26 protein-coding genes, 1 tRNA gene and 1 pseudogene are annotated in these 25,962 nt (G+C 59.5%); 9 read left to right on the forward strand and 19 right to left on the reverse strand.

All coding sequences use genetic code 11. The features are described from left to right. Window positions 1-182: 182 nt before the first annotated feature. Complete coding sequence (locus A3C3_RS0116610; RefSeq protein WP_022715711.1) at window positions 183-1,511, reverse strand: sigma-54-dependent transcriptional regulator; 1,329 nt, start codon at window positions 1,509-1,511, stop codon at window positions 183-185. Further along, on the reverse strand, window positions 1,508-3,301 hold the full coding sequence (locus tag A3C3_RS0116615; RefSeq protein WP_022715712.1) for a sensor histidine kinase: 1,794 nt from the start codon (window positions 3,299-3,301) through the stop codon (window positions 1,508-1,510). The genes A3C3_RS0116610 and A3C3_RS0116615 overlap by 4 nt, the downstream gene beginning before the upstream one ends. Before the next feature lie 191 nt (window positions 3,302-3,492). On the opposite strand from A3C3_RS0116615, the gene A3C3_RS0116620 reads away from it, so the two are divergent. Then, window positions 3,493-4,155 (forward strand): sulfite oxidase-like oxidoreductase, encoded by a 663-nt coding sequence (locus tag A3C3_RS0116620; protein ID WP_022715713.1) that lies wholly within the window; start codon window positions 3,493-3,495, stop codon window positions 4,153-4,155. Here the strand turns inward: A3C3_RS0116620 and A3C3_RS0116625 are convergent. From A3C3_RS0116625 to A3C3_RS0116635, 3 genes are all read right to left on the reverse strand, one after another. Continuing rightward, window positions 4,140-4,778, reverse strand: coding sequence for a hypothetical protein (locus A3C3_RS0116625; protein WP_022715714.1), 639 nt, complete (start codon window positions 4,776-4,778; stop codon window positions 4,140-4,142). The two genes, A3C3_RS0116620 and A3C3_RS0116625, sit on opposite strands and share 16 nt — an antisense overlap. 87 nt (window positions 4,779-4,865) lie before the next feature. Next, window positions 4,866-5,582: a CbtA family protein gene (locus A3C3_RS0116630; RefSeq protein ID WP_022715715.1), complete on the reverse strand. Its 717-nt coding sequence runs from the start codon at window positions 5,580-5,582 to the stop codon at window positions 4,866-4,868. Window positions 5,583-5,594: 12 nt separating this feature from the next. Beyond that, complete coding sequence (locus tag A3C3_RS0116635) at window positions 5,595-5,804, reverse strand: CbtB domain-containing protein (protein ID WP_022715716.1); 210 nt, start codon at window positions 5,802-5,804, stop codon at window positions 5,595-5,597. Between the two features lie 211 nt (window positions 5,805-6,015). On the opposite strand from A3C3_RS0116635, the gene A3C3_RS0116640 reads away from it, so the two are divergent. Beyond that, entirely contained in the window at window positions 6,016-6,573 is a 558-nt protein-coding gene (locus A3C3_RS0116640) for a histidine phosphatase family protein (protein ID WP_022715717.1), read from the forward strand. Between the two features lie 320 nt (window positions 6,574-6,893). Here the strand turns inward: A3C3_RS0116640 and A3C3_RS0116645 are convergent, their stop codons facing one another. After that, window positions 6,894-7,229, reverse strand: a complete 336-nt coding sequence (locus A3C3_RS0116645) for a hypothetical protein (protein WP_022715718.1) — start codon at window positions 7,227-7,229, stop codon at window positions 6,894-6,896. A gap of 943 nt (window positions 7,230-8,172) precedes the next feature. Here A3C3_RS0116645 and A3C3_RS47085 point away from each other — a divergent pair. Beyond that, complete coding sequence (locus A3C3_RS47085) at window positions 8,173-8,412, forward strand: DNA adenine methylase (protein WP_028739712.1); 240 nt, start codon at window positions 8,173-8,175, stop codon at window positions 8,410-8,412. A 301-nt stretch (window positions 8,413-8,713) separates the two neighbouring features. Here A3C3_RS47085 and A3C3_RS0116660 read toward each other — a convergent pair whose 3' ends face one another. From A3C3_RS0116660 to A3C3_RS47090, 4 genes and pseudogenes are all read right to left on the reverse strand, one after another. After that, window positions 8,714-8,911 carry a hypothetical protein gene (locus tag A3C3_RS0116660; protein WP_022715719.1) on the reverse strand — a complete coding sequence of 66 codons (198 nt, stop codon included), beginning with the start codon at window positions 8,909-8,911 and terminating at the stop codon, window positions 8,714-8,716. Between the two features lie 223 nt (window positions 8,912-9,134). Then, entirely contained in the window at window positions 9,135-9,353 is a 219-nt protein-coding gene (locus A3C3_RS0116665) for a hypothetical protein (RefSeq protein ID WP_145611969.1), read from the reverse strand. Next, window positions 9,350-9,556, reverse strand: coding sequence for a hypothetical protein (locus A3C3_RS0116670; protein WP_022715721.1), 207 nt, complete (start codon window positions 9,554-9,556; stop codon window positions 9,350-9,352). Before A3C3_RS0116670 ends, A3C3_RS0116665 begins: the two co-directional genes overlap by 4 nt. Window positions 9,557-9,841: 285 nt before the next feature. Next, a pseudogene (locus A3C3_RS47090) lies at window positions 9,842-10,109 on the reverse strand (hypothetical protein). Between the two features lie 398 nt (window positions 10,110-10,507). On the opposite strand from A3C3_RS47090, the gene ligD reads away from it, so the two are divergent. Next, entirely contained in the window at window positions 10,508-11,551 is a 1,044-nt protein-coding gene (ligD, locus tag A3C3_RS0116680) for a non-homologous end-joining DNA ligase (RefSeq protein WP_022715723.1), read from the forward strand. A 371-nt stretch (window positions 11,552-11,922) separates the two neighbouring features. Here the strand turns inward: ligD and A3C3_RS0116685 are convergent, their stop codons facing one another. Next, complete coding sequence (locus A3C3_RS0116685; RefSeq protein ID WP_022715724.1) at window positions 11,923-12,375, reverse strand: Lrp/AsnC family transcriptional regulator; 453 nt, start codon at window positions 12,373-12,375, stop codon at window positions 11,923-11,925. Window positions 12,376-12,495: 120 nt separating this feature from the next. Here A3C3_RS0116685 and A3C3_RS0116690 point away from each other — a divergent pair, with 120 nt between their 5' ends. Together A3C3_RS0116690 and A3C3_RS0116695 are read left to right on the forward strand one after the other, a co-directional pair. Beyond that, entirely contained in the window at window positions 12,496-13,473 is a 978-nt protein-coding gene (locus A3C3_RS0116690) for a nucleoside recognition domain-containing protein (RefSeq protein ID WP_022715725.1), read from the forward strand. 125 nt (window positions 13,474-13,598) lie between these two features. After that, on the forward strand, window positions 13,599-15,527 hold the full coding sequence (locus tag A3C3_RS0116695; protein ID WP_028739713.1) for an adenylate/guanylate cyclase domain-containing protein: 1,929 nt from the start codon (window positions 13,599-13,601) through the stop codon (window positions 15,525-15,527). Window positions 15,528-16,462: 935 nt separating this feature from the next. On the opposite strand, the gene A3C3_RS0116700 is transcribed toward A3C3_RS0116695, so the two are convergent. From A3C3_RS0116700 to A3C3_RS0116710, 3 genes are all read right to left on the reverse strand, one after another. Further along, the gene (locus A3C3_RS0116700; protein ID WP_022715727.1) at window positions 16,463-16,750 is read right to left on the reverse strand and encodes a DUF1236 domain-containing protein; all 288 of its coding nucleotides are present in this window, start codon (window positions 16,748-16,750) and stop codon (window positions 16,463-16,465) included. Between the two features lie 349 nt (window positions 16,751-17,099). Beyond that, complete coding sequence (locus A3C3_RS0116705) at window positions 17,100-17,321, reverse strand: hypothetical protein (RefSeq protein ID WP_022715728.1); 222 nt, start codon at window positions 17,319-17,321, stop codon at window positions 17,100-17,102. Window positions 17,322-17,323: 2 nt separating this feature from the next. Continuing rightward, on the reverse strand, window positions 17,324-17,545 hold the full coding sequence (locus tag A3C3_RS0116710) for a hypothetical protein (RefSeq protein WP_022715729.1): 222 nt from the start codon (window positions 17,543-17,545) through the stop codon (window positions 17,324-17,326). A gap of 215 nt (window positions 17,546-17,760) precedes the next feature. Here A3C3_RS0116710 and A3C3_RS0116715 point away from each other — a divergent pair, with 215 nt between their 5' ends. Beyond that, window positions 17,761-17,991, forward strand: coding sequence for a hypothetical protein (locus tag A3C3_RS0116715; protein WP_022715730.1), 231 nt, complete (start codon window positions 17,761-17,763; stop codon window positions 17,989-17,991). Window positions 17,992-18,284: 293 nt separating this feature from the next. Here the strand turns inward: A3C3_RS0116715 and A3C3_RS0116720 are convergent. From A3C3_RS0116720 to A3C3_RS0116735, 4 genes are all read right to left on the reverse strand, one after another. Then, a tRNA-Met gene (locus A3C3_RS0116720) sits at window positions 18,285-18,361 on the reverse strand. Window positions 18,362-18,493: 132 nt separating this feature from the next. After that, window positions 18,494-19,693: a tRNA 2-thiouridine(34) synthase MnmA gene (gene mnmA, locus A3C3_RS0116725; protein ID WP_028739714.1), complete on the reverse strand. Its 1,200-nt coding sequence runs from the start codon at window positions 19,691-19,693 to the stop codon at window positions 18,494-18,496. A gap of 161 nt (window positions 19,694-19,854) precedes the next feature. Next, window positions 19,855-20,955, reverse strand: coding sequence for a mechanosensitive ion channel family protein (locus A3C3_RS38590; RefSeq protein ID WP_022715732.1), 1,101 nt, complete (start codon window positions 20,953-20,955; stop codon window positions 19,855-19,857). 92 nt (window positions 20,956-21,047) lie between these two features. Next, a complete protein-coding gene (locus tag A3C3_RS0116735; RefSeq protein WP_376774928.1) occupies window positions 21,048-23,126 on the reverse strand; it encodes a putative bifunctional diguanylate cyclase/phosphodiesterase in 2,079 nt (692 codons plus the stop codon). 258 nt (window positions 23,127-23,384) lie between these two features. Between A3C3_RS0116735 and A3C3_RS0116740 the strand changes: the two genes are divergently transcribed. Then, window positions 23,385-24,716 carry an erythromycin esterase family protein gene (locus A3C3_RS0116740; protein WP_022715734.1) on the forward strand — a complete coding sequence of 444 codons (1,332 nt, stop codon included), beginning with the start codon at window positions 23,385-23,387 and terminating at the stop codon, window positions 24,714-24,716. A 2-nt stretch (window positions 24,717-24,718) separates the two neighbouring features. Then, window positions 24,719-25,387 (forward strand): phosphoribosyltransferase, encoded by a 669-nt coding sequence (locus A3C3_RS0116745; RefSeq protein WP_028739715.1) that lies wholly within the window; start codon window positions 24,719-24,721, stop codon window positions 25,385-25,387. Window positions 25,388-25,522: 135 nt separating this feature from the next. On the opposite strand, the gene A3C3_RS0116750 is transcribed toward A3C3_RS0116745, so the two are convergent. Continuing rightward, window positions 25,523-25,945: a MerR family transcriptional regulator gene (locus A3C3_RS0116750; protein ID WP_022715736.1), complete on the reverse strand. Its 423-nt coding sequence runs from the start codon at window positions 25,943-25,945 to the stop codon at window positions 25,523-25,525. Window positions 25,946-25,962: the final 17 nt, after the last annotated feature.

Consider the following 25,962-nt stretch of genomic DNA (forward strand, 5'->3'; position numbering starts at 1 on the left):
AAAACAAAATACCACCGACGCTTCCCACGCGCCAATGGAGATAGGGCCATTAGCACGCCGCGAACCGGCTCCGGCAATCAGCCCCGCTCCGTCCTTTGCCCAGATTCCGCATGCGTGCAGCGCAGCATGGGTCGATTTGGACACAAACGGGTTTAGCGATGTGTGGAAATCCACCCATCGAACTACTCGGAAACGAGCAGCTTCTTGTCCAGGCCGTATTTCTGCATCTTTTCGTACAATGTCTTGCGGGAAATCTGCAGCGACTCGTAGACCGGTTTGAGGCTGCCGCCATGTGCAACAAGGGCGCTGGCGATCACGCTGCGCTCGAACTCGGCAACCCGATCGGCAAGGCCGCTGACCTCGCCCAACTGCCGCTCGCCGTCGAGGCCGAGTACGAAGCGGTCCGCTGCATTGCGCAATTCGCGCACGTTGCCGGGCCAATCCCTTTGGGCAATGTCGGAAATCACCTCGGGCGCCACTGCCATCTCGTCGCGGCCGTAGCGTGCCGCTGCCTCGCGGACGAGCTGGAGGAACAGCAGCGGGATATCCGGCCGCCGCTGCGCCAACGCGGGTACGTGCAGCGTTACGACATTCAGCCTGTAGAGGAGATCGGCGCGGAAACGTCCCGCAGCGACTTCGGCTTCGAGATCGACCTTGCTGGTCGCAATGAAGCGCACGTCAAGCGGCACGACCTCGTTCGAGCCGAGGCGGGAAATGACCCGCTCCTGCAGCACTCGAAGAAACTTTGCTTGGAGGTCAAACGGCATCGATCCGATTTCATCGAGCAGGATCGTACCGCCGCGCCCGTGCTCGAACTTGCCGTAACGCGGTCGCACCGCACCGGGAAAAGCACCCGCCTCATGGCCGAAGAGCTCGCTCTCGATGAGGTTTGCAGGCAGCGCCGCGCAGTTGATCGCGATGAACGGCCGGCTCGCCCGGGCACTGATGTCATGCAGCGCCCGGGCGACGACCTCCTTGCCCGCGCCGGTCTCGCCAACGATCAGCGTATCGGCGTCGCTCGCCCCGATTGCCCGGATGCGGTAGCGTAATTCCACCATCACCTGCGTGCGGCCCGGCAAACGCGCCTCGATATCGTCGCGCTTTCCGGCCACGGCCTTGAGCAGCCGGTTTTCCAGCACGAGGCTACGGCGTTCCATGGCCCGCCTTATCACTCCCGCCAGCATCTGCGGTGTGAACGGCTTTTCGATGAAATCATAGGCGCCTTCGCGCATTGCCTTCACTGCCAGCTGCACGTCGCCATGGCCCGTAACGAGGATGACAGGCACTTCCGCATCGATCTCGCGGATCTTCTGCATCAGAGTCATGCCGTCGGTTCCCGGCATGCGGATATCGCTGACCACGACCCCGGCGAAGCTATAGCCGATCAGCTCGAGCACATGGTCGGCATGTGAAAACGTCTCGACGTTGAAACCCGCAAGCTCCAGCGCCTGCGCCGTCGACCGGCGCAGCTCTTCCTCGTCGTCCACCAGCAGGATCTTCTGTTCGCTCACTCAGCCGCCTCCGGCATTATGCCCGTCGCCGATTGCAGATCGATGCGGAACACGGCGCCTCCCTCCGGATGATTGGAGGCCGCCAGGCTGCCGCCGAAATCCTTGATGATGTTGTAGGAGATCGAAAGCCCGAGCCCCAGTCCCTTGCCGACGCCCTTGGTCGTGAAGAAGGGATCGAAGATGCGCTCGGCAATCGCCGCCGGCACGCCCGGTCCATGATCGCGCACCGTCAGCACCACCTTGCCCTTTTCCTCGCAGGCCGTCACCTCAATCCGCCGGTCCTCGATCCCTTCGACGGCATCGGCCGCGTTCGAAATCACGTTGACCAGCACCTGCTGCAAGCGAACGGACCCGGCGCGGACGACGGGTGGGCGGATGCCAAGATCGACCCGCAGGTCAGCATCCGCCGCCTTCAGCCGCCAGGCGATGATCTCCAGGGTATCGCGGATCGCCTCGTCGAGCGGCACCGGGCCGAGCTTCTCGTTCGGCTTGCGCGCGAAGTTGCGCAGATGCTTGCTGATGGATGCCATGCGGTCGATAAGCCCGCCGATGCGCTGGATATTGTCCTGTGCTTCCGCAGTCCGCCCGCGCTCCAGGAGCACGGCCGCACTGTCCGTATAGGTCTTTGCGGCGGCAAGCGGTTGGTTGAACTCGTGGGAGAGTGCCGCCGACATCTGGCCGAGACCGGCAAGCTTGCCTGCCTGGATGAGGTCGGCCTGGGTCTGGCGAAGCTGTTGTTCGGTCAGCCGCCGCTCGGCGATCTCTTCTTCGATGCGGCTGTTGACGCGGGCAAGGTCGGCGGTGCGCTCCTCGACGCGCCGCTCCAGCTCGTTGCGCGCTTCCGCCTGCAGATGCATGCGCTCGTTGAGCCGCATCCGCCTCTGCCGGAGAATGGCGATCGCCAGCCCGGCGATGCAGAGAATGAGGAAGACGGCGCCAAGCGCGGTGCGCGCCTGCGTGCGAATGGAACCGGTGTCCATCAGCACGTTCACGGTCCAATCCTCGGCCGGCATATAGTGCGAGAGCACCAGATATTCCTTTTGCACACCTTCTTCGACAGGCGACATCAACTCATGCTCTTCGAAATGGCTGCGCGTGATCGGCAACGCGGTCAGCCTCGCATTCGCGTAGCGGCGGGATGCTCCAGTACGTGCGATGCGGTCTGAGGTCAGGGGCAGAATGCCGTTATAGAGCCAATCCGGCTTGCCCGACATGAAGATGATGCCCTCGGGGTCCGATACGAAGATGCGGTATTCGCCGCCGCTCCACGAAGCCTCGATCATGTCGATATCGACCTTGAAGACGATGACCCCGCGGATTTCCTCGCCTGCATAGATCGGCGAGGCAAAATAATATCCGCGTTTCAGCGAGGTGGTTCCGAGCGCGTAGAACCGGGACTGGCGCCCGGCAACGGCATCCTGGAAATAGGGGCGATAACTGAAATTCTCGCCAACGAAGCTGCCCGGCAGGTCGAAATTGCTTGCTGCAATCGTCTCGCCATCCTGCTTGATCACATAGATATCGGAGGATTTCAGAAGCCCGTTGATCTCCTTGAGATAGAGATTCGCCGCATCGCGCAGCGCCTGGTTCTGCGGGCGGCTGACCAGTTCCTTGATGTTGTCGTGATCGGCAATCAGCGCCGGCAGCGCCTCATAGCGGTTCAGGTGGCCGCTGAGCGCGGAAACAGCAAGCCGCAGCGCAGTCCCCGCCTGCGATGACGCCTCGCCCATATAGGCGCGTGTTGCAACCGCCCCGCCATAGTAGAAGAACGCGAAGACGACGAGCGGCACCGAAAACAGTGCGGCTATCAGCCTGTATCTGGACGACAGCTCCGCCTCCTCCCCTTCCTGCCTCCTCTCCTCGGAGGCATACCCGACGCTCCAAGTCTAATGACCGGATAACGGATTTCCAAGAGGCGCCTTGCCTTGACTCACCCGGAGCCTGGATGTCCTATTGCGCCAACGCGATGAGGACACCCCGCATGAGCGACGAGCAAACCCCCGCCGACAGCAAACTCACCACCTCGAAGCGCCGCTGGGCCGCCGAAGGCAAGTTCCTGACAGGTCGCATCAGCCGTCCGGAAACCGAGCGCCTGCCGCCCGGCCAGCATCTCGTCAAGAACTGGCCCGTCCTCGATCTCGGCCAGCAGCCGGTCATCTCGCTGGACACATGGCGTCTGGAAGTGCGCGGGCTCGTCGAGACACCGCTCGACCTCACCTGGACGGCCTTTCAGGCGCAGGAGCAGAGCACCAAGGTCAGCGACATTCACTGCGTCACCACATGGTCGCGCTATGACAACAAATGGAAAGGCGTTTCGACACGCGATCTTCTCGATCTCGTAATGCCGAAGCCGGAAGCCAATTACGTCATGCTGACGAGCTATGACGGCTATACGACCAACCTGCCGCTTTCCGATTTCGCGGCCGAGGATGCGATCCTCGCGACATCATGGGAAGGCCTGCCGCTGACGCGCGATCACGGCGGCCCCATGCGCTTGGTCGTGCCGCATCTCTACTTCTGGAAAAGCGCCAAGTGGCTTCGCCGCATCGACCTCATCCAGGCCGACCAGGCCGGCTTCTGGGAAAAGAACGGCTACCACATGTACGGCGACCCATGGCGCGAGCAGCGTTATACGGACGACTGACCGCGAAGCAGGCGCCTGGCTGCGAAGTACGCACCGAAGACAATGCCCACAAGCGCCGATAGCGACGCCATGCTTGCCGCGTGTAACGGGATTTCACTCCAGCGCGGACGCACGATATCCGCCGTGTTGAACGCCTCGCCGCTGAAACGGCAGGTGATCAGCGAAAGCCCGCGCCGCACCATCTCGGCATCGGCATCCGCAATGATCGCCGATGCGGCCTCCGCTTCCTGCGGCATGGCGCGCATGGCGATCAGCACGGCCTTGGCGGCCGCCAGATAAGCATGGGCGCATTCGTTGAACGGGCTCCGCTCATCGGCGACGCTGCCGGGCATCCGCCCCCAGAAGCAGTAGGAATACTGGATCTGCGCATAGTTCAGCACGCGCCTGAACGGCTCGTTCGTATCGGTCGCCTGCGAGGCAAGGTCGATGATCCGGTTCCGATAGCCGGCGATGACCGCCATCTCGCCATGCGAAATTTCGGGGATGGGGATGCCGGCATGGCTGCCAGTGGAACTGCTATTATGCGCTGAGGCGTTTCCGGCGGCGGAAAAAAGAAGTGCCGCCAGACCTAGTTTCGCCAGCCATCGCTTCGCGCAATTTGGGTAATGAGATTGCCGCAACATTGCCAAGCTTTCCCCCATCCCTGTGAAACACGGGGATGAGGGGTTCTCTTTTGACGAGCCGCGACGAGGCAACACACTAAGCCCGGATTACCGGAATGCCGGACGCAGTCGCTTTTCCGCCAGGACTCCGAAGACAATCCCAAGCGCCGCCCACAGAATGACATGCATGCCGAGCGAGGCCGTGCGAAAACGCCAGAGCACCATGGCCGAATAATTTTCCGGCACCTCGTTGATTGTCGGCAGCAGGTACTGAACCAGGCCGATGAAGACGAGATAGGCGGCACCTGAAAGGATCGCCGCATTCCAAATGCCGAAGCGCGCAGAGAGATTGCGCGCCAGCGCCACTGCGGCAATCAGCGAGGCAACGGAAACGACGATCATCAAAAAGAACACCTCGGTGCGCACGCCGATCGTATCGGGATTGCCGACCGCTGGCGGGTTGGCGGGGTATTTGATCGCCGGAACGAGAACGATCGCAACAAAGGCGGCAAGCGCGATCACTGCAGCCGTTCCGCGAGCGCCGAGCCGGCTGAAACGCCCATGAACGAAGGCGAAGGCAAGAGCAAAGAGGCCGCCAACCGCAATCGCATAGGTCATGACGCCGGTGAAGAGGCCGAGACCGGCCTGTGTGGCGCGGCTGACGAGTTCCGGTTCAGCGGTTTGGCCTGCGGCCTGGGCAGCGGCTTCTTCGAAGGCAATCGCCTGATCGACCAGCGGCTCACCGAATGTATAGGCAAAGGCAAAAACCAGGATGCCAGCGATCGCCCCCGCGAGCATGCCACGGAGCAAAAGATTTCCAACCATGTCTGTCGTCCTTTAGTGGCAGGGGAAGCCGAGAAGGTGGCGGCCGTCATGCACGAATTCGTGGACGTAGCCGCCGGAAAACAGCGCCAGGGCGCCCTCTTCCGTGCCGACGAAATAGATGGCGATGATCATCAGCACTCCACCGAAGATCGCCCAGGGCAGGATTTCTCCTACCGGGATCGGCGCCGGTGTTGCGATGGGCTGAAGAGCGGTGTCAGACATGTTTTCCTCCTGGAAGACGCGTTCAGTCGAAAGAGCGTTGTACGGTAGGGTCTGACTTCCAGCCTGCTTTCGCATCCTGGTCACAGTGGCGCGACCGCGCCGGATTTTCACCGGCTTCCAAACCCGCAACATGACCGTTATATCTGCGCGCGGAGAACTGTCAACGAGACTTGATCTCGCTCCCCATCGCATTTCCGGAGATCGAAGGAACGTGCATACCCGGCTCACCTGGATCTGCCACGGCCCGACAAGCGCTGGTCGCAACGGTCGCTTTCCACTCGACGAACCGCTTGAGGAAAGCGCGGTCGCGCAGACGCGGGCAATTGCCGGTGGGCTGCAGCGCGCCGATCGAGTCCTGACGAGTCCGGCGCTGCGCGCGCGCCAGACTGCGCAAGCGCTCTCGCTCGACTCTCTTCCCGATCCGCTGCTTGCCGATTGCGATTACGGCCGGTGGGGCGGGATGGCGATCGCCGATTTGCACATGCAGGAGCCCGAAAATCTGCTCGCCTGGATGAGCGATACGGAATCGGCCCCGCATGGCGGCGAAAATATTAGGCAGCTCGCAGAGCGGGCAGCCCAATCGATGGAAACGCAATCGATGCTCGGCGGCCACGTCATCGCCGTCAGTCACGCCGCACTCATCCGCGCTGCGATCCTGAACGTGCTTCAGGCGCCGCTTTCCTCTTTCTGGCTCGCTGATATCGAACCGTTATCCATCATCCGCATGACCCATAACGGCCGCCGCTGGGCGCTTCGCTTCGCTGGCTGAAGCCGCTATATCGCTAATTTTTCAAACAATACATTAGATCAGCCTTACGCAAGCAAGTTGCGTCATAGCTATTGAACCCGGTTTACCGGGCGCTAAGTCCTTGCCCCGAGGAGACCGGCCATGACCTATGATTGGAGTGGGGAGCGTACACGGCGCATGCGTCTTTTGCGGATCGCGACCGCCGTTATTCTCGTCGCCCTGGTTGTCAGCATTCCGTTGCTGACGACATAGGCGAAAAAGGCGAGCAGCCGTCAAACTGCTCGCCTTTTGATCGCCAGGAATTTCTCAACTGTCGCGACAATCCTTTTAGTGTTTGCCCTTTAGTGCTTGATAGTCGTCCCGGTCACCGACACTGGATCGCTGGCCGGAAACGTATCCTCGAGCCCCTCGTCAAGCTGCTCCTCGAGGGTCGATCGATCATGGGACGCGCGCGCGCTCAGCCTGACGCTCATCGTTTCGCCCGCCGGAGCCTTGGAAGACGCGATTTGGCTCATCAGCTCCTTCGCCTTTTCTATGGCATTCTGCCGATTGAGCGAGCGTTCAGCGTCGTTCTTCAGTTGCACGGAAACGACCTCGCCGCCGTCCCCGACGAATTCGACCATAAAGCCAGCCTTCCCGCCGCCGACGGGGATAACCTGTGTTCCAACGACCTGCATCGGGATTTCCTCTCTTTGAACGCCAAACGGAAAACGAAGATACCGCCTGCTTAGTTCCAAGCATTGAGGACCAGCGCGGCTGAGTGCCCGACCTGAGCGATAGGTGAAGTTTTGTACCGGAGACATAGGAAACTTTTCGCTTTGCCGGACGTGTTGATCAGGAACGTCTACGATTTGTCGCATGCCTCGTGGAAGGCGAAGGCATGAGCTCGACACCTGTCGCGGTCAGTTCCGGTCGCTTTTGACGGTGTAGTCGCTCATTTGCCCGTAGCTCTCGCTCGGGTATTCTGGCAGCCGCCGGTGCCAGAGCGTCTTGTTCCGATCCGTTAAGCCGTCAAGCTTCGATGCCGGAAGGGGCTGGAAGAATTTTTTCTCGGCGCCATTTACTGAATTCTAACAAAGGCAATGGAGTTTAGGAGCATGACTCGGTGAGGTCCCACGTTTTATCAGCCCGGTAGACGTCGACATTGAAGGCAACGCGATATCGACACGATGATACAGCCGAAGACCTCGCCGGTCATGCTTCTAAGCAGCAAGTGGCCGAGTGCCCCTATGACTTCCGTGGCGTGGCACAGAAGACACGTTGCGTGTCCTGACACGCGATACGTGTGATGACGCACTGGGAAAAGAAGCCCCGCAAGGGGACGGGGCTCAAGATATGATGAGCAGCGCCCTAGAGCGGGCGACGGCGGAAAGTACGCTTCATAGCTCGCTTCTTCAAGATGCAGGAAAGGCTCAAAGCTGCGTCTATGGCCAAGTCTGCTCGTTCGAAGCCTTTCCTTTCCACCGAAGGGCCCTCTCCGGCATCATGCATCGACGGGCAAACGATCGCCTGCGCCATGCTGGTTAAGATAGTTGCGGCCGTGCGGCATGTCGTCTACGCCGAGCCTTTCGTAGGCACGGGCGGCGTGTTTTTCAGGCGAACCGGAGTGCCGCGTGGCAGGTGATCAACGACCGCAACGGCGAGGTGGTAAAAACCTCTTCCCGATCCCTGCAGCGGCACTACCCGCAGTTCATGGAAACCCTGAAATTCCCGATCATCAGCCGGCGAGAATTCGAACGTCTCAAAAGCTGCGATTCCGCCACTTTGACAGACCTCGAACGCGTGGCTCGCTTCATCTATCTGCAGAAAAGGTCGCGGGCAGAATTTCGGCGTCGATACGACCGGCCGGGCACGCTTTAATCTCACCAGTGAGGCACTGCTCCGAGAAGACGTCCATGAACGCCTCTCAGGTGTCGTAATTGAGAACTTGGAGCTTTACCTCGATCCGCCATATTTCGGCAGCGAAGCCGACTACGGAAAACGCTGTTTGGTCGGGAGCAGTTCGAAGTCATTGCGGAGCCCTCGGTCGCATCAAAGGCAACTCCATTTTGTCCCGCAACGACGTTCCCCAGATCCGCGATGTATTCAGCCGGTTTACCTTCGCGGAAGCGGAATTGACCTGTCGCGATGTGAGTGGCCGTGGCCATAGTCTCGCGAAGGGCTAGTCTTCTGACCTTCCGAAGTGCCCGCCATGGGCTTCATCGTAACGGTGGAGCGCATTCAGATAACCTGAAAGCGCTTCTGCTAGCGGACGCGACAAGCCTGTCTGGAGATGGCTCTTCCAAGTGGCTATCTCATCGGTGTCACTGTCGACAACACGGTATTTGGCGTTGCCCTCTGCCTCAATGCGATACTTCATGACCCAGTCATCCAGCGGGTTTTGATGATGAACTAGACATCACCAGACCGGTTTCAAGCGCCTGGTCTAAGAGTTCGAGCCGCGAAGCAGATTAATTTATCCGGCCTACTTGGTTCCGATCATCATGTCTCGAAAAGAGCGCGAGCCACGCGCTTAGGGGCGCTCACCGCTTCTGTCAGCACAATGACAGACGATCAAAAGAGAGCAAGTTAGCTAAAACGGCTTAGGCCCTAGTGCCTTCGGCGGAGGCGCCGGATTCTCCGGAAGCCGAATGCCTCCCTCTCAGGGCATCGATAATCTCCATGGCGGTCGATTCATCAAGACGTCTTAGCGGCAGAGTTTCAGCAATGACAGCGACCTTGTGCGTCTGCGTATCGACAATCGACCAGCTGCCATCCCCGTCGCGTCTGGCGTAATACTGCGGGCGCATTCGCATGTTCACGTCGGCCTCTGCCTCTCGGTCATGCTCACGACTAGCTGTTGCAAGCTATCTTCGATAGTGACGCCGTGCTGATAGAAATAAATGATCTGGCTTGCGAGTTCGACGCGCTCATAGTCGCTCGTTATGTGCCCGGTAGCGCAGATATCATCGAAGACTCTCTTGCAGATCTCAATATCTTCGGTAGCGAAATAGCCTCTGCTCATGCTCGGTTCCCTAAACTCCTAAGAATTCTAAGAGAAAAGCCCCGCGGTAAAGCGGCCTTCACGAAAACATATCGTGGCAAGGGCTCGTCTAAGAGAGGACAAAGCGAGCCCAAGCCACTGGCTCAGTACTTAGGGGCTCATCCCCACAGCACTGCAGATCACGCAGCTTCAGCGACTGGTGGGAAGATGAAACGCGTGATCGCAATAAACCGGCAGGGGAAGGAAAAGTTCCCGAGTGATCGCCCCCGCTGCTAAATGAGGCATCGGGCGACCGCCGAGCATTCACTACCGATTGTATTCGTAGACGGGTCCAGCACCGCGCTCGCACTTGATCTTCTTTGTACTCTCCGTCGCCCCATTTCCACTCGATCTTACATCCTCCGCGACGATACTCTTCCTTATATGCTCTTCGTTCGCATCGGGGTTCACCGCAGTAGCGATCGGAATGCCATGGCCCATGGCCGCTTTCGTCCTTTCAAGGATCGGCCGATGCGTTGCCAGCACACATGGTGAGGGCCACGCCCGCTGCGGCAGCGATGGTCCGCATCTTCATGGCTCGCACTCCTGCTTCCTGATCCCAGATCAACGCTGTGCTTGATGGCTTAGTTTCGAAGATCGATCCTCAACGCCGGATGAAGAGTAAATCGGTTACGGCTCTTCGACCTTTCTCGATGCCTCTCGCGCCATGGGGTGCCCACCCGTTGGTGCGACAGGATGCTTTGCCTCTGCCAAGGGATGGTATTGATCGCTTATCGCCACTGGCGTGCGCGCGAACCGCTGGTTAGGCCGAGATAAATGTGCCCGAACTGCAAATCTCCATCCAAAGAGACAAAGTCCTGGTGGGCTTCGCCGAACCATGTCTCCCGTCATTTGTATTTCGGCCGATATTCTTCCATCGTCATTGTCTCAAATTTCGTTTTCTTTTTAAGCATTCCCTGATGTAATCATCAGATGGCCAAGTCTCCTGCTTCAAAACCGCTGCTCGCATCCGATAAGCCGGTTCGATCCCGGCCGCGCAAGCCACGCGATCCAGCGCAGCCGAACCTTCCCCTCGATCCCATGCCGGACCGGATCGAGCCATGCCTGGCGCTTCTTAAGCCGAAGCCGCCGAGGGGCGAGCAGTGGGTTTATGAAATCAAATGGGACGGGTATCGCCTGGCGGTGCATATCGAGCCTCAGCGCGTGCGCATCATTACGCGCGGCGGCCATGACTGGACGCATCGTTTCCCCGCGATCGAGCGGGCCGCCAGGCAGCTCGACTTGGCGACAGCGATCCTCGATGGTGAGGCAATCGTGGTGGATGAGCGTGGCCGATCCGATTTCGGGCTGCTGCAGCAATCGCTCGGCGGCCGGGGCGGCAAGCGGACTTCCGGCGAAGCGCTTTTCGTGGCGTTCGATCTGCTCTATTTCGACGGGCATGATCTGCGGCAACTGGAGCTATCTTCGCGACGCCATCTGCTCGAAGGGCTGATCATTGATCGGGAGGGCGTCATTCGGCTGTCGGAGGAGTTCGGGGCGGACGGCGACAGGCTGCTGGAGCTTGCCTGCGAGCATGGGCTCGAAGGCATCATCGCGAAGGATCGCCGTAGCGAGTACCGCTCCGGCCGTCTCGGCGACTGGGTGAAAATCAAGTGCCTGCAGAGCGACAGCTTCGTGATCGTTGGCTATGAACTTTCCACGGTCGCGCGGGCCGGCATCGGCTCGTTGCTGCTGGCAGCGCGCAAGGGTAACGGCCTGGTTTATGTCGGCAATGTCGGGACCGGCTTCAACGAACGCGCGGCGCAGGAGCTGCGCGAAAAGCTCGATCGGCTGAAGGTCACGAAACCGTCGGTCACATATGACGGAAGGCGCAAGGGGCTGGTCTGGGTGCGGCCTACGGTGATTGCCGAGATCGAGTATCGCGCGTGGACGCACGATGGGAAGCTGAGACATGCCTCTTACAAAGGTCTGCGGGATAAAGAGGACGACGCCACGATTTATGTGCTGGACAAGTAGCGTTCTTCGAATCGCCTTTGAAGGCTCAAAGCAAATCGGACCAGAACTCGACATCTACACTCAGGCGATGAACCAATGCACTATAACCCGCACTACCCTACGATCCTGCCCCCATATATCGCGCTGTATTTTATTCTTGCCGCGAACATCCTGTTCCCGGTATCGGCTTATTTCATAGCGCGGAGGTTCAAGCGGAATAAGTGGCTGCCAAATTGAACCACCCTTCTATGGGTGTTGCCATCACCGTTTACTCTAAGCGCTCTGGGTATGCCGACACTTCGTCCAGACAAAGCGGGAGGGCCCCGGCAACGGGATCGGCCGCTTCCGGAAAAAGCGCCAATTGCGGTCAGTAACCCGGAAACGGCATCCGATCATAGCCAAATCGCCGTTTCTTCCTTGGCGGTTCGGATGATCATCATGGTGAAGAAGCGGGCAACGTTGGTCTGGTCGCGAAACAGCCTCTCACAGAGGGCGTCGAATTCTTCCATGTCGCGCAGGCGCAGCATCAGAACGACATCGGTTTCGCCCGTCACGGCATAGGCCTGTGAAACGGCCTCTTCGGCAACTGCGATTTTCAGAAAACGGCGCATATGCTGCTCGCCGTGCAGCTTCAACTCGACCGTAATCAGGGCCTTGATCCTGCGTTCGGCCTTGGTGGGATTTAGGATCGCGACAATTCTGTCGATGATGCCTGAGTTGCGCAGTCGCTGCACACGGCGCAGACAACTGGAGGGCGACAGGCCCACTTCCTCGGCCATGTCGACATTGGTGCGCGAAGCGTCGCGCTGCATCAGATTCAAAAGCTTCCGGTCGATCCGATCCATTCTCTCAGCCTATCCGTCAATCACGCCTTTGCAATAAAATTGCACAGATCTGCAATCTTTGACCACAAATTCGAAGCGGTCGGGGCTAGCAGATTGAGGCTATTGTACCGGAGGTCTCGTATGCCGTTCTTGATGCCCATTTTACGCAAAACCCGCGAAACACTCGAAATTTACTGGGTGCTTGTCCGGATCATGGTTCCCATCACGCTGCTGACGGAGTTGTTGGCGAGGATGGGCGTGATCAAGGCCGTGGCGCCCGCGTTTGCGCCTGTCATGGACCTGGTTGGCCTGCCCCCGGAATTTGGGCTGGCCTGGCTGACGGGAATGCTCGTCGGAATATGGGGCGCCATCCCGCTCATTTTCACGCTGGTTCCCACATCCTCGCTGAGCGTGGCGGACATCACGGTTTTCTCGGCACTCATCCTATTCGCGCATGGCCTGCCGATTGAGCAGAAGATCATTCAGAAGGCGGGACCGGGGATGATTGCAACGACGCTGCTGCGCATCTTGGGCGGCTTGCTCTACGCCTTTCTTCTGCATCATGTTCTGGTGGCCACGGGGTGGTTGTCGGCTCCCGCCAACCCGACCTGGATCCCGATGAGTGCCACGGTCGGTTGGGCCGAGTACTTCCGTGCTCTCGGCGAGACCATGATCTGGATGCTTGCAATCCTTGTCGTTCTGTCCTGGAGCCTTGAGCTCCTGCGCGCGACCGGGCTGCTGAAACTGATGATGAAGGCTCTGTCGCCCATATTACGCCTTGCCGGCATCCGCGGCGAAGCAGAGCAGCTCACAGCCGTCGGATTGTTCCTAGGGATTTCCTACGGTGCCGGTCTTCTGATCCGCGAGGCGCGGTCGGGCGCAATATCACCCCGCCAGGTCTTTCTGTCATGCGTGTTCATGGGCTTTGCACATAGCGTGATTGAGGACACGATCTTGGTGATCTCGCTTGGCGCTGATGTCTATGGCGTTCTTGGAGGTCGTCTGGCCTTCGCCGCAGCGGCAACCGCATCGATTGGCGCTCTGCTTGGCCGCCTGTCTGATGAGACATTCTTTGCGCAAATATTCCGGCTGCCACACGCCCAGTCAGAAGGCGGCTAAGCTATTGCCTGCAGCGACTGCTTTGGGGCCGCAAGCAGACATGTCGCTTTGGCGGTGTGCTAGTTGCGGCGCTTCGATGGGTGTAGACTGCCGACACTATTGCATGTTCATGCAAGGCAACGATGATGAGTACCCCCGCGCTCGACCGGAAGCTGCTCGCGATCCTAGCGGCGGATATGGTAGGCTACTCGAAGGCGATGGAGGCGGATGAGGCCGGCACCATCAAGCGACTGAGGGCCATCCGCGCCGACCTGATCAATCCCGCCATCTCCCAACGCCATGGCACCGTTATCAAGCTGATGGGCGACGGCGCGCTCGTCGCCTTCGACAGCGTGGTTGATGCGGTTGCCTGCGCCGCGGAGTTTCAAAATACCGTGGCGGCGCGCAACGCCGAGCTACCGGAGCCTGAGCGCATCGTATTCCGCGTCGGGATCAATCTGGGCGATGTGGCGTTGGTGGATGGCGATGTGTATGGGGATGGGGTGAATGTCGCCGCGCGGCTGGAGCATTTGGCCGAGCCCGGCGGCGTGATGGTGTCGGGGACGGCATACGACCATCTCCAGGGCAAACTCGACTGGCCGCTCGATTTCGCCGGCGAGCAGCACGTCAAGAACATCAGCCGCCCAGTGCGGATGTATCGGCTGAGACTCGACGGCAAACGGGCGCGTCGCCCGCTTCTCGGAATGATACCGCGCTGGGCCGAGACGGCTGCGGCGGCGATCGTGGCGCTTGCTCTGGCGGGCGGCGGGGTCTGGTGGTTCTTGCAGCCCGAACCTTTGAGCGGCAAACCGTCGGTGGCGGTGCTGCCCTTCGACAATTATGGCGGCGACGAGGCTAGCGGGCGTCTGGCCGATGGCCTGACTGAGGACATCATCACCGACCTCGCGCGGTTTCCCGAATTCGAGGTGGTGGCGCGGAATTCGACGGAAGTTTATAAAGGCAAGCCGGTGGATGCCCGCCAGGTCGCAAGTGCGCTCCGTGTCGGCTTTGTACTACAAGGTTCGATCCAGCGGCAGAGTGGCCGGGTACGGATCACAGCGCAGTTGATCGATGCAAAAACCGGCCACCAGTTTTGGTCGGAGAATTGGGACCGGCCCGCTGAGGACGTGTTCGCCGTTCAGACCGAAATCGCAGAGCAGGTCGCCAACCGCCTCGGCGGCGGGGTGGGACTGATTCAAGAAGCCGGGCGTGCTGCAGCCAAACGTAAACGGCCCGAAAACCTGAATGCCTATGATTACTATCTGCTCGGGTCCGAGAATATTGAAAAGCTCACCAAAGCCGATGCGGAGGAGGCCGTCACGTTTCTCAACCGCGCCGTCGAGCTGGACCCGGGGCTGGCACGGGCCTGGGTAGAACTTTACCATGCTCATGATCTATTGGGTGTGTTTGGTGTCAATCCCGAGAGCAACCGCAAGTCGGCTGCCGATGTGGCCGAACGCGCGGTGCGGCTCGATCCGAGCGACGCTGAAGCACACGCGGTGTTTGGTATGAGCCTTGCTAATAAGGGCGACATGGGCCGCGCCAAGTCTGAGCTGGACACGGCCGTTCGTCTAGCTCCGGGTTCGTCCGAAATCCTGACTTTCTATACCGGCTTTGCAGCACGCTTCGGTGAACCCGAACGCGGCGCTCAAATGGTCGACCAGGTAATGAGACTCGACCCGAACTATCCGATGTGGACGTCCAACTTCTTCTCACCTGCCTATTTTATGGCGGGCCGGTATGAGGACGCGGTGAAGATGCTGGAGCGCATGACGCCTAACAACTACCAAAAGTGGAATTGGGTGGTGCGTAGCAGCTCCCTCGCGGCACTGGGTCGAACCGATGAGGCGAATGCTTCGGTTATAGAAGCTCTCAGACATCACCCGGACCTGACTGTCGAGAGCATGATCAATGAACCCGGCCTGAGCACAATGGAGCGTAGTCGGTTCATAGAGACAATGCCGCTAGCTGGCTTCCCGGCGTGCGCCAAGCCCGAGGCGCTGGCGAAACTCGCCAAACCTGTGCGACTGCCGGAATGCGAAGCGGGGACGGTGAAACCGCTCGTGCAGCCATAGAACAGCTACGACCACGCCGAAAGCTCGATGCATAACAGACCTTCCAGCAGAAACCCGGCCGGAAGCGAGGTAAGACCCCTTAACGCGGCAAGGACTCGTCTAAGACAGGTCAAAGGCGAGCCCAAGCCAGGAGTACCAAGGGGATGACCCCATGGCACTTGGGATCACGCAGTTTCAGTAGCTGTGGAAGCCCGAAACGTGTGACCTTAATAAACGCCCAGCGGAAGGGAAGGTTCCCTGCGATCGGCCAGAGACGAAAAATCCTCTCCCGCGGAAATCTACGACAATCTACGAATATCTTCAGAGACCGGCGCATCCTAGCATCACCGTGCGCCGGCGAACGGCCGATAACCGCGGCTGAGGGGGAACCTTCTTGGCCGGGGCAACGTGGAAATAGCCCCGGCCTAAGATCTCGAAGTCGTTAATGGGCGCAACCGTCCTGATGAGGGCGATGGGGCCTGCGCGCTTCGCTTCAACGCGAGCCTTTTCGTACCGCGCGACAGGGGCTCTGCTCCGGCTTATCCCACCATGCACTAATAGAATGACAGACAGCAAAAGAGAGCAAATTGGTTAAAACGGCTTAGGCCGTCGTGCCGTGGGTGGAGGCGCCGGGTTCTCCGGAAGCCTAATGCCTCTCTCTCAGGGCATCGACAATCTCCATAGCGGTAGCTTCATCAAGGCGTCTTAGCGGCAGAGCTCCAGCAATGACAGCGACCTTGTGCGTCTGCGTATCGACAATCGACCAGCTGCCATCCCCGTCGCGTCTGGCGTAATACTGCGGGCGTATATTCACGTCGACCTCTGCTTCTCGGCGTTGCTCGCAAGTAGCTGTTCCGAGATGTCTTCTTTCGCGGCAAGGACGAAAGGTCTTTGACCTTTGACGAAGGTGGATTGGGGGAATAGCGGGCCCGGGGCGGGCCCGCAGTGCCTTCAAGTTATTCGATGACCTCGATCACCGCGCGGGTCTTCGGATTGACGAGCACGCGCTTTTTGTTGACGACCACATACCCGTAATCGGGCTGATCGGGGACCGTGTGGATCTCGACCGTGTCAGGAAGCGCCGTACCGATTGCAACATCACCTTCAAACGTGACCGATGGCGTTTGCTGCTCAATAACGTAGGTTCTGACCTCGCCGGGAACGGTGACCGTCGTTGTCTGCGCGACCGCCACTCCCCCGAGCGACAGAAACAGCGATACGGCAGAGATGACCAATTTTTTCATGTTATCCTCCCAGGATATTCAGTGTGCCGGTCAAACGCTACCGATAGGATATAGTTCCTCCGCTGCACGGAATGAGTGCGGCACGACGCCACCCTGTGTTTCGGCCGCGCTCCTTGGCCGGGGTAACGTGTGAATAGCCCCCGGCCTTAGCGTCCTAAGCTGAATCTGGAAGTCGTTGATGGCGATCTGACTAATGAGTACGATGCGGCCCGCGCGCATCGGTTCAACGCGAGCCCTCGCACCACGCGACAGGGTGACAGGGTGACAGGGTGACAGGGAGCTAGCTCTGCTCCTGCCACGCGCCAGTAGAATGACAGACCTTAAAAAGGAGCAAAGTAGCTAAAATGACTTAGACCGTCCCCCGCGCGCTTTCGGCGGAGATGCCGGGTTCTCCGGAACGCGAATGCCTCTTAAGGGCATCGATAATCTCCATGGCGGTGGATTCATCAAGGCGTCTCAGCGGCAGAGTTTCAGCAATGACAGCGACCTTGTGCGTCTGTGTATCGACGATCGACCAGCTGCCGTCCCCGTCGCGTCTGGCGTGATACTGCGGGCATGTTCGAATAATCACGTCTACCTCTGTTTCTCTGCAATGCTCACGAGTAGCTGTTCCAAGCTGTCTTCGTTCGTAACGCCGTGCTGATAGAAATAGATGATCTGGGTTGCGAGCTCGTCGCAGGCGTCGTCAGCCGTTATGTGCCCGGTCGCGCAGATATGATCGAAAGCTCTTTTGCAGATCACAATATCTTCGTTCTGCATTGGTGCATCGTTCGCAGCGAAATCATCTCTGGTCATGGTTCAACACTCCCCAAGAAGATGGTTTAGTTTCGAAGATCGATCCTGAACGCGGGATGAAGAGTAAATCGGTTACCGTCCATGCAGCGATTGTCAATCGCGGACTCCCATTGCCTTTGAGGGTATCGGGCGTACACTGCCCATGCCGGCCCCGATTAACGGCTGAGACCGGTTGGGAGATTATACGTGCTCTTGCCATCACGGAGGAGCACGAGATGTCTCTTCAAGATTTACTTCCCCTCGATGAAAACCAGATCGACACGGTCACCACGGTTGTTCACCAGTGGTGCAAATTTCATCGTGTTCCGATAGAGAGCGGTCGTGGCCGCGTGGCGATGACGACCGCCGTTAGTCTCGCAATTGGTGGCGAGCATTCGTCCCAAGCGCTCGCTGAAGCCCTCGGCCGCTCTATGCGGATCGAGCAGTTCAAGCGGCCGGTAGAATAGTACCTCCGCTGATTTCGCGGTGAATATTTGCGCATTGCGTGATTTAACTCGTGTGGCAAAGCCCCTGGTATGCCTCTTACAAAGGCCTGCGCGATAAAGAGAACCGAGGCCAGATTTATGTGCTGGAGGAAAAGAACTCTTCAAATACCCTTTGAGGTTACTTCAAACCTCAAACTGAATCGGCGGAAAATTCCGGAACCTCGTGTCAAAATTCCGATTTTTCGCGGCGGGCTACACTCGAGGCGCCGGAATTCGGCGTCCTCGAAATTATCTCTACTTGTCAATGAATTGACTGGTAGCGGAGGAGGGATTTGAACCCCCGACACAAGGATTATGATTCCTCTGCTCTGACCTACTGAGCTACTCCGCCACTGGTCAACGATGCCGTTCGCGAAGCGACGGCTCGTGGGATGAGCGGCTTATAAGGTGCGGTCCCGCTTGGTGTCAAGCAGGTGACATCAAGAAAACGGCGAGCTTTGTTGCACGCCGTTTCGCGTGCGGTTCAGGCGGCGACGGGTCTGGAAAGCAGGGCCTTCAGCGAGGCTTCGGCCGCCGGCTCGCGCTCTGAACGCTCGACAAACCCGCCGCCAAAGACGCGGGCGTCATCGCCTGGCGCCGAATAGAGCGCGCAGGCCTGGCCGGGCGCCACGCCAGCTTCGCCGACGGTCAGGTCAACATAGATGCCGTGCTCATCGGCACGAAGAACGGCCGGTGTCGGCGCCCGGGTAGAGCGAACCTTCGCGTAGCAGGCAAAACCTTCGCCGGACGCAGCTTCGGCAAGCGGTTCGTCGCCGAGCCAGTTGACGTCGCGAAGATAGACGCGGTGTGTCTCCAGCGCTTCCTTGGGGCCGACAATGACACGGCGGGAGCGCGCATCGAGAAAGACGACATAGAGTGGCTCGCCAGTCGCAACGCCGATGCCGCGGCGCTGGCCGATCGTATAATGAAGGATGCCGTCATGGTTGCCGAGCACGCGGCCGTCGAGATGCACGATCTCGCCCGCCAGCGCCGAGTTCGGCTTCAGCTTGGTGATGATATCGGAATATTTGCCCTGCGGCACGAAACAGATGTCCTGGCTGTCGGCCTTCTTGGCAACGACGAGCCCCATCTCTTCGGCAAGCCTGCGGGTCTCGGCCTTCGGCAACCCGCCGAGCGGGAAGCGCAGATAGTCGATCTGCTCCTGGGTGGTTGCAAACAGGAAATAGCTCTGGTCACGATCGGCATCGGCCGGGCGGTAAAGCGCGCGGCGGCCGGGGTTGCCGGATGACGGATTCGGGCGCGAACGGATGTAATGGCCGGTCGCCAGCGCATCGGCGCCGAGTTCCTTGGCGGTCGCCAGAAGATCGGCGAACTTGACGGTCTGATTGCAGGACACGCAAGGGATCGGCGTTTCGCCGGCGACATAGCTTTCCATGAAGGGATTGATGACAGTGTCGCGGAAGCGCTTCTCGTAATCGAGCACGTAATGCGGAATGCCGAGCGTTTCGCAGACACGGCGCGCGTCGTCGATGTCCTGCCCGGCGCAGCAGGAGCCGGCGCGGTGAACGGCCGCGCCATGGTCGTAAAGCTGCAGCGTGATACCGAGCACATCGTAGCCCTGGCGCTTCAAAATGCCGGCAACGACGGAGCTGTCGACGCCGCCCGACATGGCGACGACAACGCGCGTATCTTCCGGCTTCTTGTCAAAATCCAGTGTGTTCACGAGTGCTGCCAGTTCAGTGCTTGTTTCGCCCCGCCGTTTGCCCTGCAAATGCGGCGGATTTCCTGCTCTTCCGGCAGGCTCGTTCGCCGGGCTTTCGTGGCCGTGGATATAGAAAGGATTGCGGCTTCGCGCAAGAGGCGGGGATTTGCAGCCACGTCGCGCTATTCTGCTGCCGCCTTGCGCCCTCTCTCCTCCCGGCCCTCCAGCATCGCTCTGACCTGCGGCAAGGCCTGCGGATATTCGCGTTGGATGAAATCGATCAGCTTTTCGCGGATTTCGCAGCGCAGATCGAAGGCTCGCCCCGAATTCGAGGCTGAGGCGAGGATGCGGATTTCCATGACGCTCTCCCTGAAATCGGTGACGGCGACGTTGGCCACCCTCCGGTACCAGAGCTTGGAGCCAGCCAGTATCTCCTCCGCCTTGGCGCGGATCGCGGAAACCGGCACGCTGTAGTCGAGATAGATCATGACCGTGCCGATCAGCGATGCGCTCTCGCGCGTCCAGTTCTGGAACGGGTTCTCGATAAAATAGCTGAGCGGCAGGACGAGGCGGCGCCAGTCCCATATTTTCACGACGACGTAAGTCGAGGTGATCTCCTCGACATTGCCCCATTCGCCCTCGACCAGAAGCGCATCGTCGATGCGGATCGGCTGCGTGATCGCAAGCTGAATGCCGGCGAAGAGATTTTTCAGGACCGGCTGCAAAGCCAGACCGACGACGATGCCGGCAACGCCGGCGGATGCGAGCAGGCTCACGCCATATTGCTTGACCGCGTCGAAAGTCATCATGCAGGCGGAAATCGTCACGACGACGATGATCATGTCTGCGATCCGCTCGATGATCCGCGACTGCGTGACATGCTTGCGCGCGAACAGATTATCCTCGGCGTCCAGCTTGAAGCGCCGCAGATAGACCGTCATCCAGATATGCTTGGCCGTCTTCGCCATCCAGGCAACGAGGATGATGAAGGCGATCAGCAGCACGTGGCGCAGCGTCGAGGCCTGATATTCCGTGAGCGGTGAAATGGTGGCGGCAAAGCCCAGCGCAGCAGCTAGGATTGCCAGCCGCGCCATGCCCTCGAGCCGGGAGACAAGCGACCGCCAGATGATATCGCGTGATGCGACGAGGCGTGTCAGAAGCCGGAAAGCCACGCGATGGAAGAAAAGCGAGAGCGCCACCACGACAGCGAAGATGCCAATGCTTGCCACCCAATCAGGCAGCCAGATGCCTTGGGCGCGAATATCGTTCACAAGGTCGGACATGAGCCGGCACTTAGGGTGCTCTGCAATATGGAAAAGAGCAAAAGTTCATGCGACCCCTCAGCAGCAGGGCCACGGAGCCTTCCGATGCGAAATCAGCCGTTGACGGCAATGCGCCGCTTTAAGGCCGTGCCGTATATCAATTCTTCGGCTTGCGCCCGTGGCATGGGCTTGCCGAGCAGATAGCCCTGGACTTCCCCGAAACCCTCCTGCTTGAGCCTCTTGAGCTGCTCTTTTGTTTCGACACCTTCGGCAAGCGTCGTCGCATTGAATCCCGAACCGATGCCGACGACTGCGCGGATGATGGCGAGACTGCCGGCATCGCTCTCGATACCGGCCACGAAGCTGCGATCGAGCTTGATCTTGTCGAAGGCGAAGGCGCGAAGATAGCTGAAGGAGGAATAGCCGGTGCCGAAATCGTCGATCGCGATACGGATGCCGAGTTCCTTCAGCGCGCGCAGCAGCGGCAGGCTCAATTCGACGTCGGCGAGGAAGACGGATTCCGTAATCTCTATTTCCAGCCGCTCCGGCCGCAGGCCGCTGCCGTCAAGAGCGGCGACAACGGTTGACAGAAGACTGGTGTGGCGGAACTGGCTGACGGAGAGATTGACCGCAATCTTAAGATGACCCGGCCACGAAGCGGCGGTGCGGCATGCTTCGCGCAGCACCCATTCGCCGATCGGAACGATCAGCCCCGTCTCCTCTGCAATCGGAATGAACTCCGTCGGTGCTACCAGACCGCGCAGCGGATGGTGCCAGCGGATGAGCGCTTCGAAGCCTGCAAGACCGTCATCTTCCAGCCTGACAATCGGCTGATAGTGCAATTCGAATTGGTTTTTCGCCAGCGCATCGCGAAGCTCGGCGCTCAACTGGTGCCACCGCTCGGCTTCAAGCCGCATCTCGGGTTCATAGAACCGATAGGTCGACCGGCCGCTCGCCTTCGCGGCGTAGAGCGCAAGATCGGCATGGCGCATCAGCACGTCTGCATCTTCGGTATGCTCCGGTGCCAGCGCAATCCCGATGCTGCAGCTGACATGCTCGTTGACGCCATCGAGCTCAAAAGGCGCGGAGAGCAGCGCGAGAAGCTGGTTGGCAAAGCGCTCAGCGCGGCTAATCTCCGCAAGCTTCAGGACAAGAGCAAATTCGTCACCGCCAAGGCGGGCGACGAGATCACCCTCCTGCGCCAGCACGGAAAGGCGCTTCGCAACCTGGCACAAAAGCGTATCGCCAGCAGCGTGCCCCTTGCTGTCGTTGATGTGCTTGAAATGATCGACATCGAGATAAAGAAGTGCGATCGGGGCAGTCGCCGTCGCTGCGGCGGCATGCAATTCGATATGCTGGGCAAAGGCCGCGCGGTTCGGCAGGCCGGTCAAGGAATCGTTCATGGCCATGTAGGCAAGCTTCGCTTCGAAGGCCCGCTCTTCCGTCACGTCCTGTGAGATGCCGAGCAGATAGCGCGGCGGACTGCCTTCGGGCGCAGGCAGCGCCTTTTTCGCCGTCCTCAAAATACGCTGCACGCCGTCGAGACCCTGGATCGTTTCCTCGAAGGTGATCGTGCCTTTGGCATCAAAGGCGCGGCTGTCCTGTTCGCGGAGGATCGCCATCTGCGCCGCCGGAAAGATCGTGCGGTCGGTGCTGCCGAGCACGTCCTCCGTGGCACGGCCGACAATGACGCTGCAGGCTTCGTTGAAAAGGATGTAGCGGCCGTCCTCCTGCATGTCCTTGACGAAAACGCCGACTGGAAGGTTATCGACGATGCTGTCGAGCAGCGAGCGCGTATCCGTCACCTGCCGCCTTGCGGCATTGACCTCCGTGCGGTCCTGCACGATCGCCAAGATGGCGCTCTTTCCGTCGAAGCGTACCTCGCGTCCATAGGTTAGCACTTCGAAGGTCTCGCCATTGGCCTTGAGATGCGCCCAGCGCTCGGCCTTTTCGATGTCGGTGCGCGTTTCGACAGCCTTCAGCATGCGCGCCCGCTCGGCAGCCGGCCGGATGTCGAGCACCGTCATGGCAGAAAAATCCTCCGGCGCAAAACCGTAAAGATCCAGCGCGGCATCGTTGACGATCAGGAAATGCAATGTTTCCGGATCATAGACCCACATCGGCGACGGATGCGTCTTGAACAGCGAACGGAAATCGTCGTTCGGAGCTATGATCTCATCGGGCTTTTTCACGGTTACGGCCATGGACAAAGGATAGGTTCGAAAAATATCCGGCTGGTTATAGAGAAAAAAACTAAATAAAATCAGAATCATAGATCGCCTAAACTTTGGGCGGAAGCATGTTGATTAGGCAATTGGAAGCCGTTTGATGCCGCAGGAACAATCCCCGCGGCAATCTGTTTCTAGTGAAATGATACGGAGCCAACGGCGTCGAACCGCCTTCGCGAACAACGGACAAATAACCACTCACATTTCGAAAAGGAGGTTCATGTGACTCTCCTGGAACTTAAACCGAACCAGGCGGACGGCATCGCGCATGCAATTCGCCATGCCTGCGCGCCGCTGCCCGATCCCGCTCATATGATCGAATTCGGCGTCTTCTTCGATCCATACATCGACAGCTCGAAGGTCGTCCTCCTCGGCGAGGCGTCGCACGGCACCGCGGAGTTCTACCAGGCGCGCGCGGCAATCACCCGAAACCTCATCGAAAATCACGGTTTCAACATTATCGCCGTTGAAGCCGATTGGCCCGACGCCGAGAGGATCGACCGGCATGTGCGCCACCGGAACGTGCGAAGCTACGACGCAGAATCGTTTATACGTTTTCCCGATTGGATGTGGCGGAACGCTGAGTTCGAGCAGTTCGTCTCATGGCTGCGCAGCTACAATGAGAGCCTCGCGCCAGACCGGCGCGTCGAATTCCGCGGCTTGGATATCTACTCACTGAATAGCTCGCTCAAGGCAGTGCTCGATTACCTCCAGCGTATCGACCCCGAGGAGGCGATAAAGGCCCGCCGCCGTTACGCCTGCCTGACGCCATGGCAGGAGCGGCCCGCAGGCTATGCCCATGCCATCCTTTCCGGCGTTCAGGAGGAATGCGAACCGGCCGTCGTCGCCCAATTGCGGGAACTGCTCGCCCGCGAGCTCGATTATGCCGCCGCTGATGGCGAGGACTTTCTCGATGCAGCTCAAAATGCGCGTATCGTCGCAACCGCCGAACACTATTATCGGGCGATGTACCGGAGCGGCAACGATTCCTGGAACCTGCGCGACAAGCACATGTTCGAAACGCTCCAGAAGCTGTTGGAGTATCGGCCAGATGCAAAGGCTGTCGTGTGGGCCCACAATTCGCACATCGGCAATGCGGCTGCCACCGCCATGGGCTGGGACGGCCAGTTCAACATAGGCGAGCTTGCCCGGATCGCCTATGGCGAGGAGACTCTTCTCGTGGGCTTCGGGACGGACCGCGGTACTGTGGCGGCCGCCGACGACTGGGATCAGCCGGTAAATGTCAAGGCCGTCAATCCTTCGCGTCCGGACTCTTACGAGCGTGTTTTCCGGCAGACCGCGATACCAAGATCGCTGACCGACCTGCGCGGAACCCGCGATCGGGCAGTGCGCGAGGTATTGTCGGAACGACGACTTGAACGCGCCATCGGCGTTGTCTACCGGCCGGAAAGCGAATTCTACAGCCACTATTTCGAAGCGGTGCTTCCGGAACAGTTCGACTGCTACGTTTGGTTCGAAGAAACGAAAGCCGTGAATCTGCTTGCTGCCGTGCGCCCGCAAGGTGTGCCCGAAACCTATCCGTTCGGACTGTGACGATGCATACCGCTCTCCGCTTTCACAATCGTGCCGACGCGGGCAGAAGGCTCGCCGAAGCCATTGGCGCACGAAGCGATGACCCGGTCGTGCTCGGTCTGCCGCGCGGCGGCGTGCCTGTGGCATTCGAACTCGCGTGCTGCCTGCACGCGCCGCTCGATATCCTCCTCGTTCGCAAGATCGGGGCGCCTGGCTACCCGGAATATGCCATCGGCGCTGTTGTTGACGGCAAAAATCCACAACGCGTGATGAACGAAGACGTTCTTGCCTATTGCGGTGCGTCCCTCGATTATTTCGAGAAAGAGGCAGCCCGCCAGTTCGAAGAGATAGAGAGGCGCCGAAAGGTTTATCTCGGTGATCGCCCACCGACTGATCTTGCGAACCGGAGCGTCATTCTCGTCGACGACGGCATTGCCACCGGCGCATCGGTAAAGGCTGGATTGAAGGCGCTCCGCCAGGCGGGTGCGGCCCATATCACGCTTGCGGTCCCGGTTGCGCCGCGGATGGTCATCGAGGAACTGAAGACCCAAGTCGACGAAGTCTTCTGTCTATCCGCGCCTGAAGACCTCCAGGCGGTCAGCCTTCACTATGACGATTTCAAACAGACCAGCGATGGTGAGGTCACCGAGTTGCTTGCAAGGACTACCTACGGCGACCTTCCGAAGGGCTGAGGCGTTTTCAGCTTCAGCACCAATTCTCAACATCCTTGCCAATCCAGTAGTGAGGGCGATCGTTGGAAAGGCTCATCTGCGCATGGATCGGTCCTCCTTCTGGTTGGAAATGAGAAACGATCGCGCCGTTTAAGTTCAGTGGTGCGGATGCATGCACTGGCCGTGATCGGCAAGGACTTCGATGACCCGGCACTGATCCACACGGCCGTGGCCGCAGCCTTCGACCATGATCTCGAGCTCGGCTTTCAACGCCATCAGGCTGCGGATACGCTGTTCGACCTCGATGAGCCGCGCTTTGGCGATCGCATCGGCTGAAGCGCAGGATTGATCGGGATCATCCTGCAGCGCCAGCAAGGTTCGGATGGAACCGACCTCGAAGCCGAGCTCGCGGGCATGGCGGATGAAGGCAAGGCGGCGGATATCGGCAGGTTCATAGGAGCGCTGGTTGCCCTCGCTGCGGCTGGGCGCCGCCAGCAGCCCGATGCTCTCATAGTAGCGGATCGTTGGAACCTTCACCCCGCTCTGGCGGGCTGCATCGCCGATCGTGATCTTTCTCATGATTTTCCTCTTGCACC

Source organism: Rhizobium mongolense USDA 1844, from assembly GCF_000419765.1.
GTDB classification, from domain to species: Bacteria; Pseudomonadota; Alphaproteobacteria; order Rhizobiales; family Rhizobiaceae; genus Rhizobium; species Rhizobium mongolense.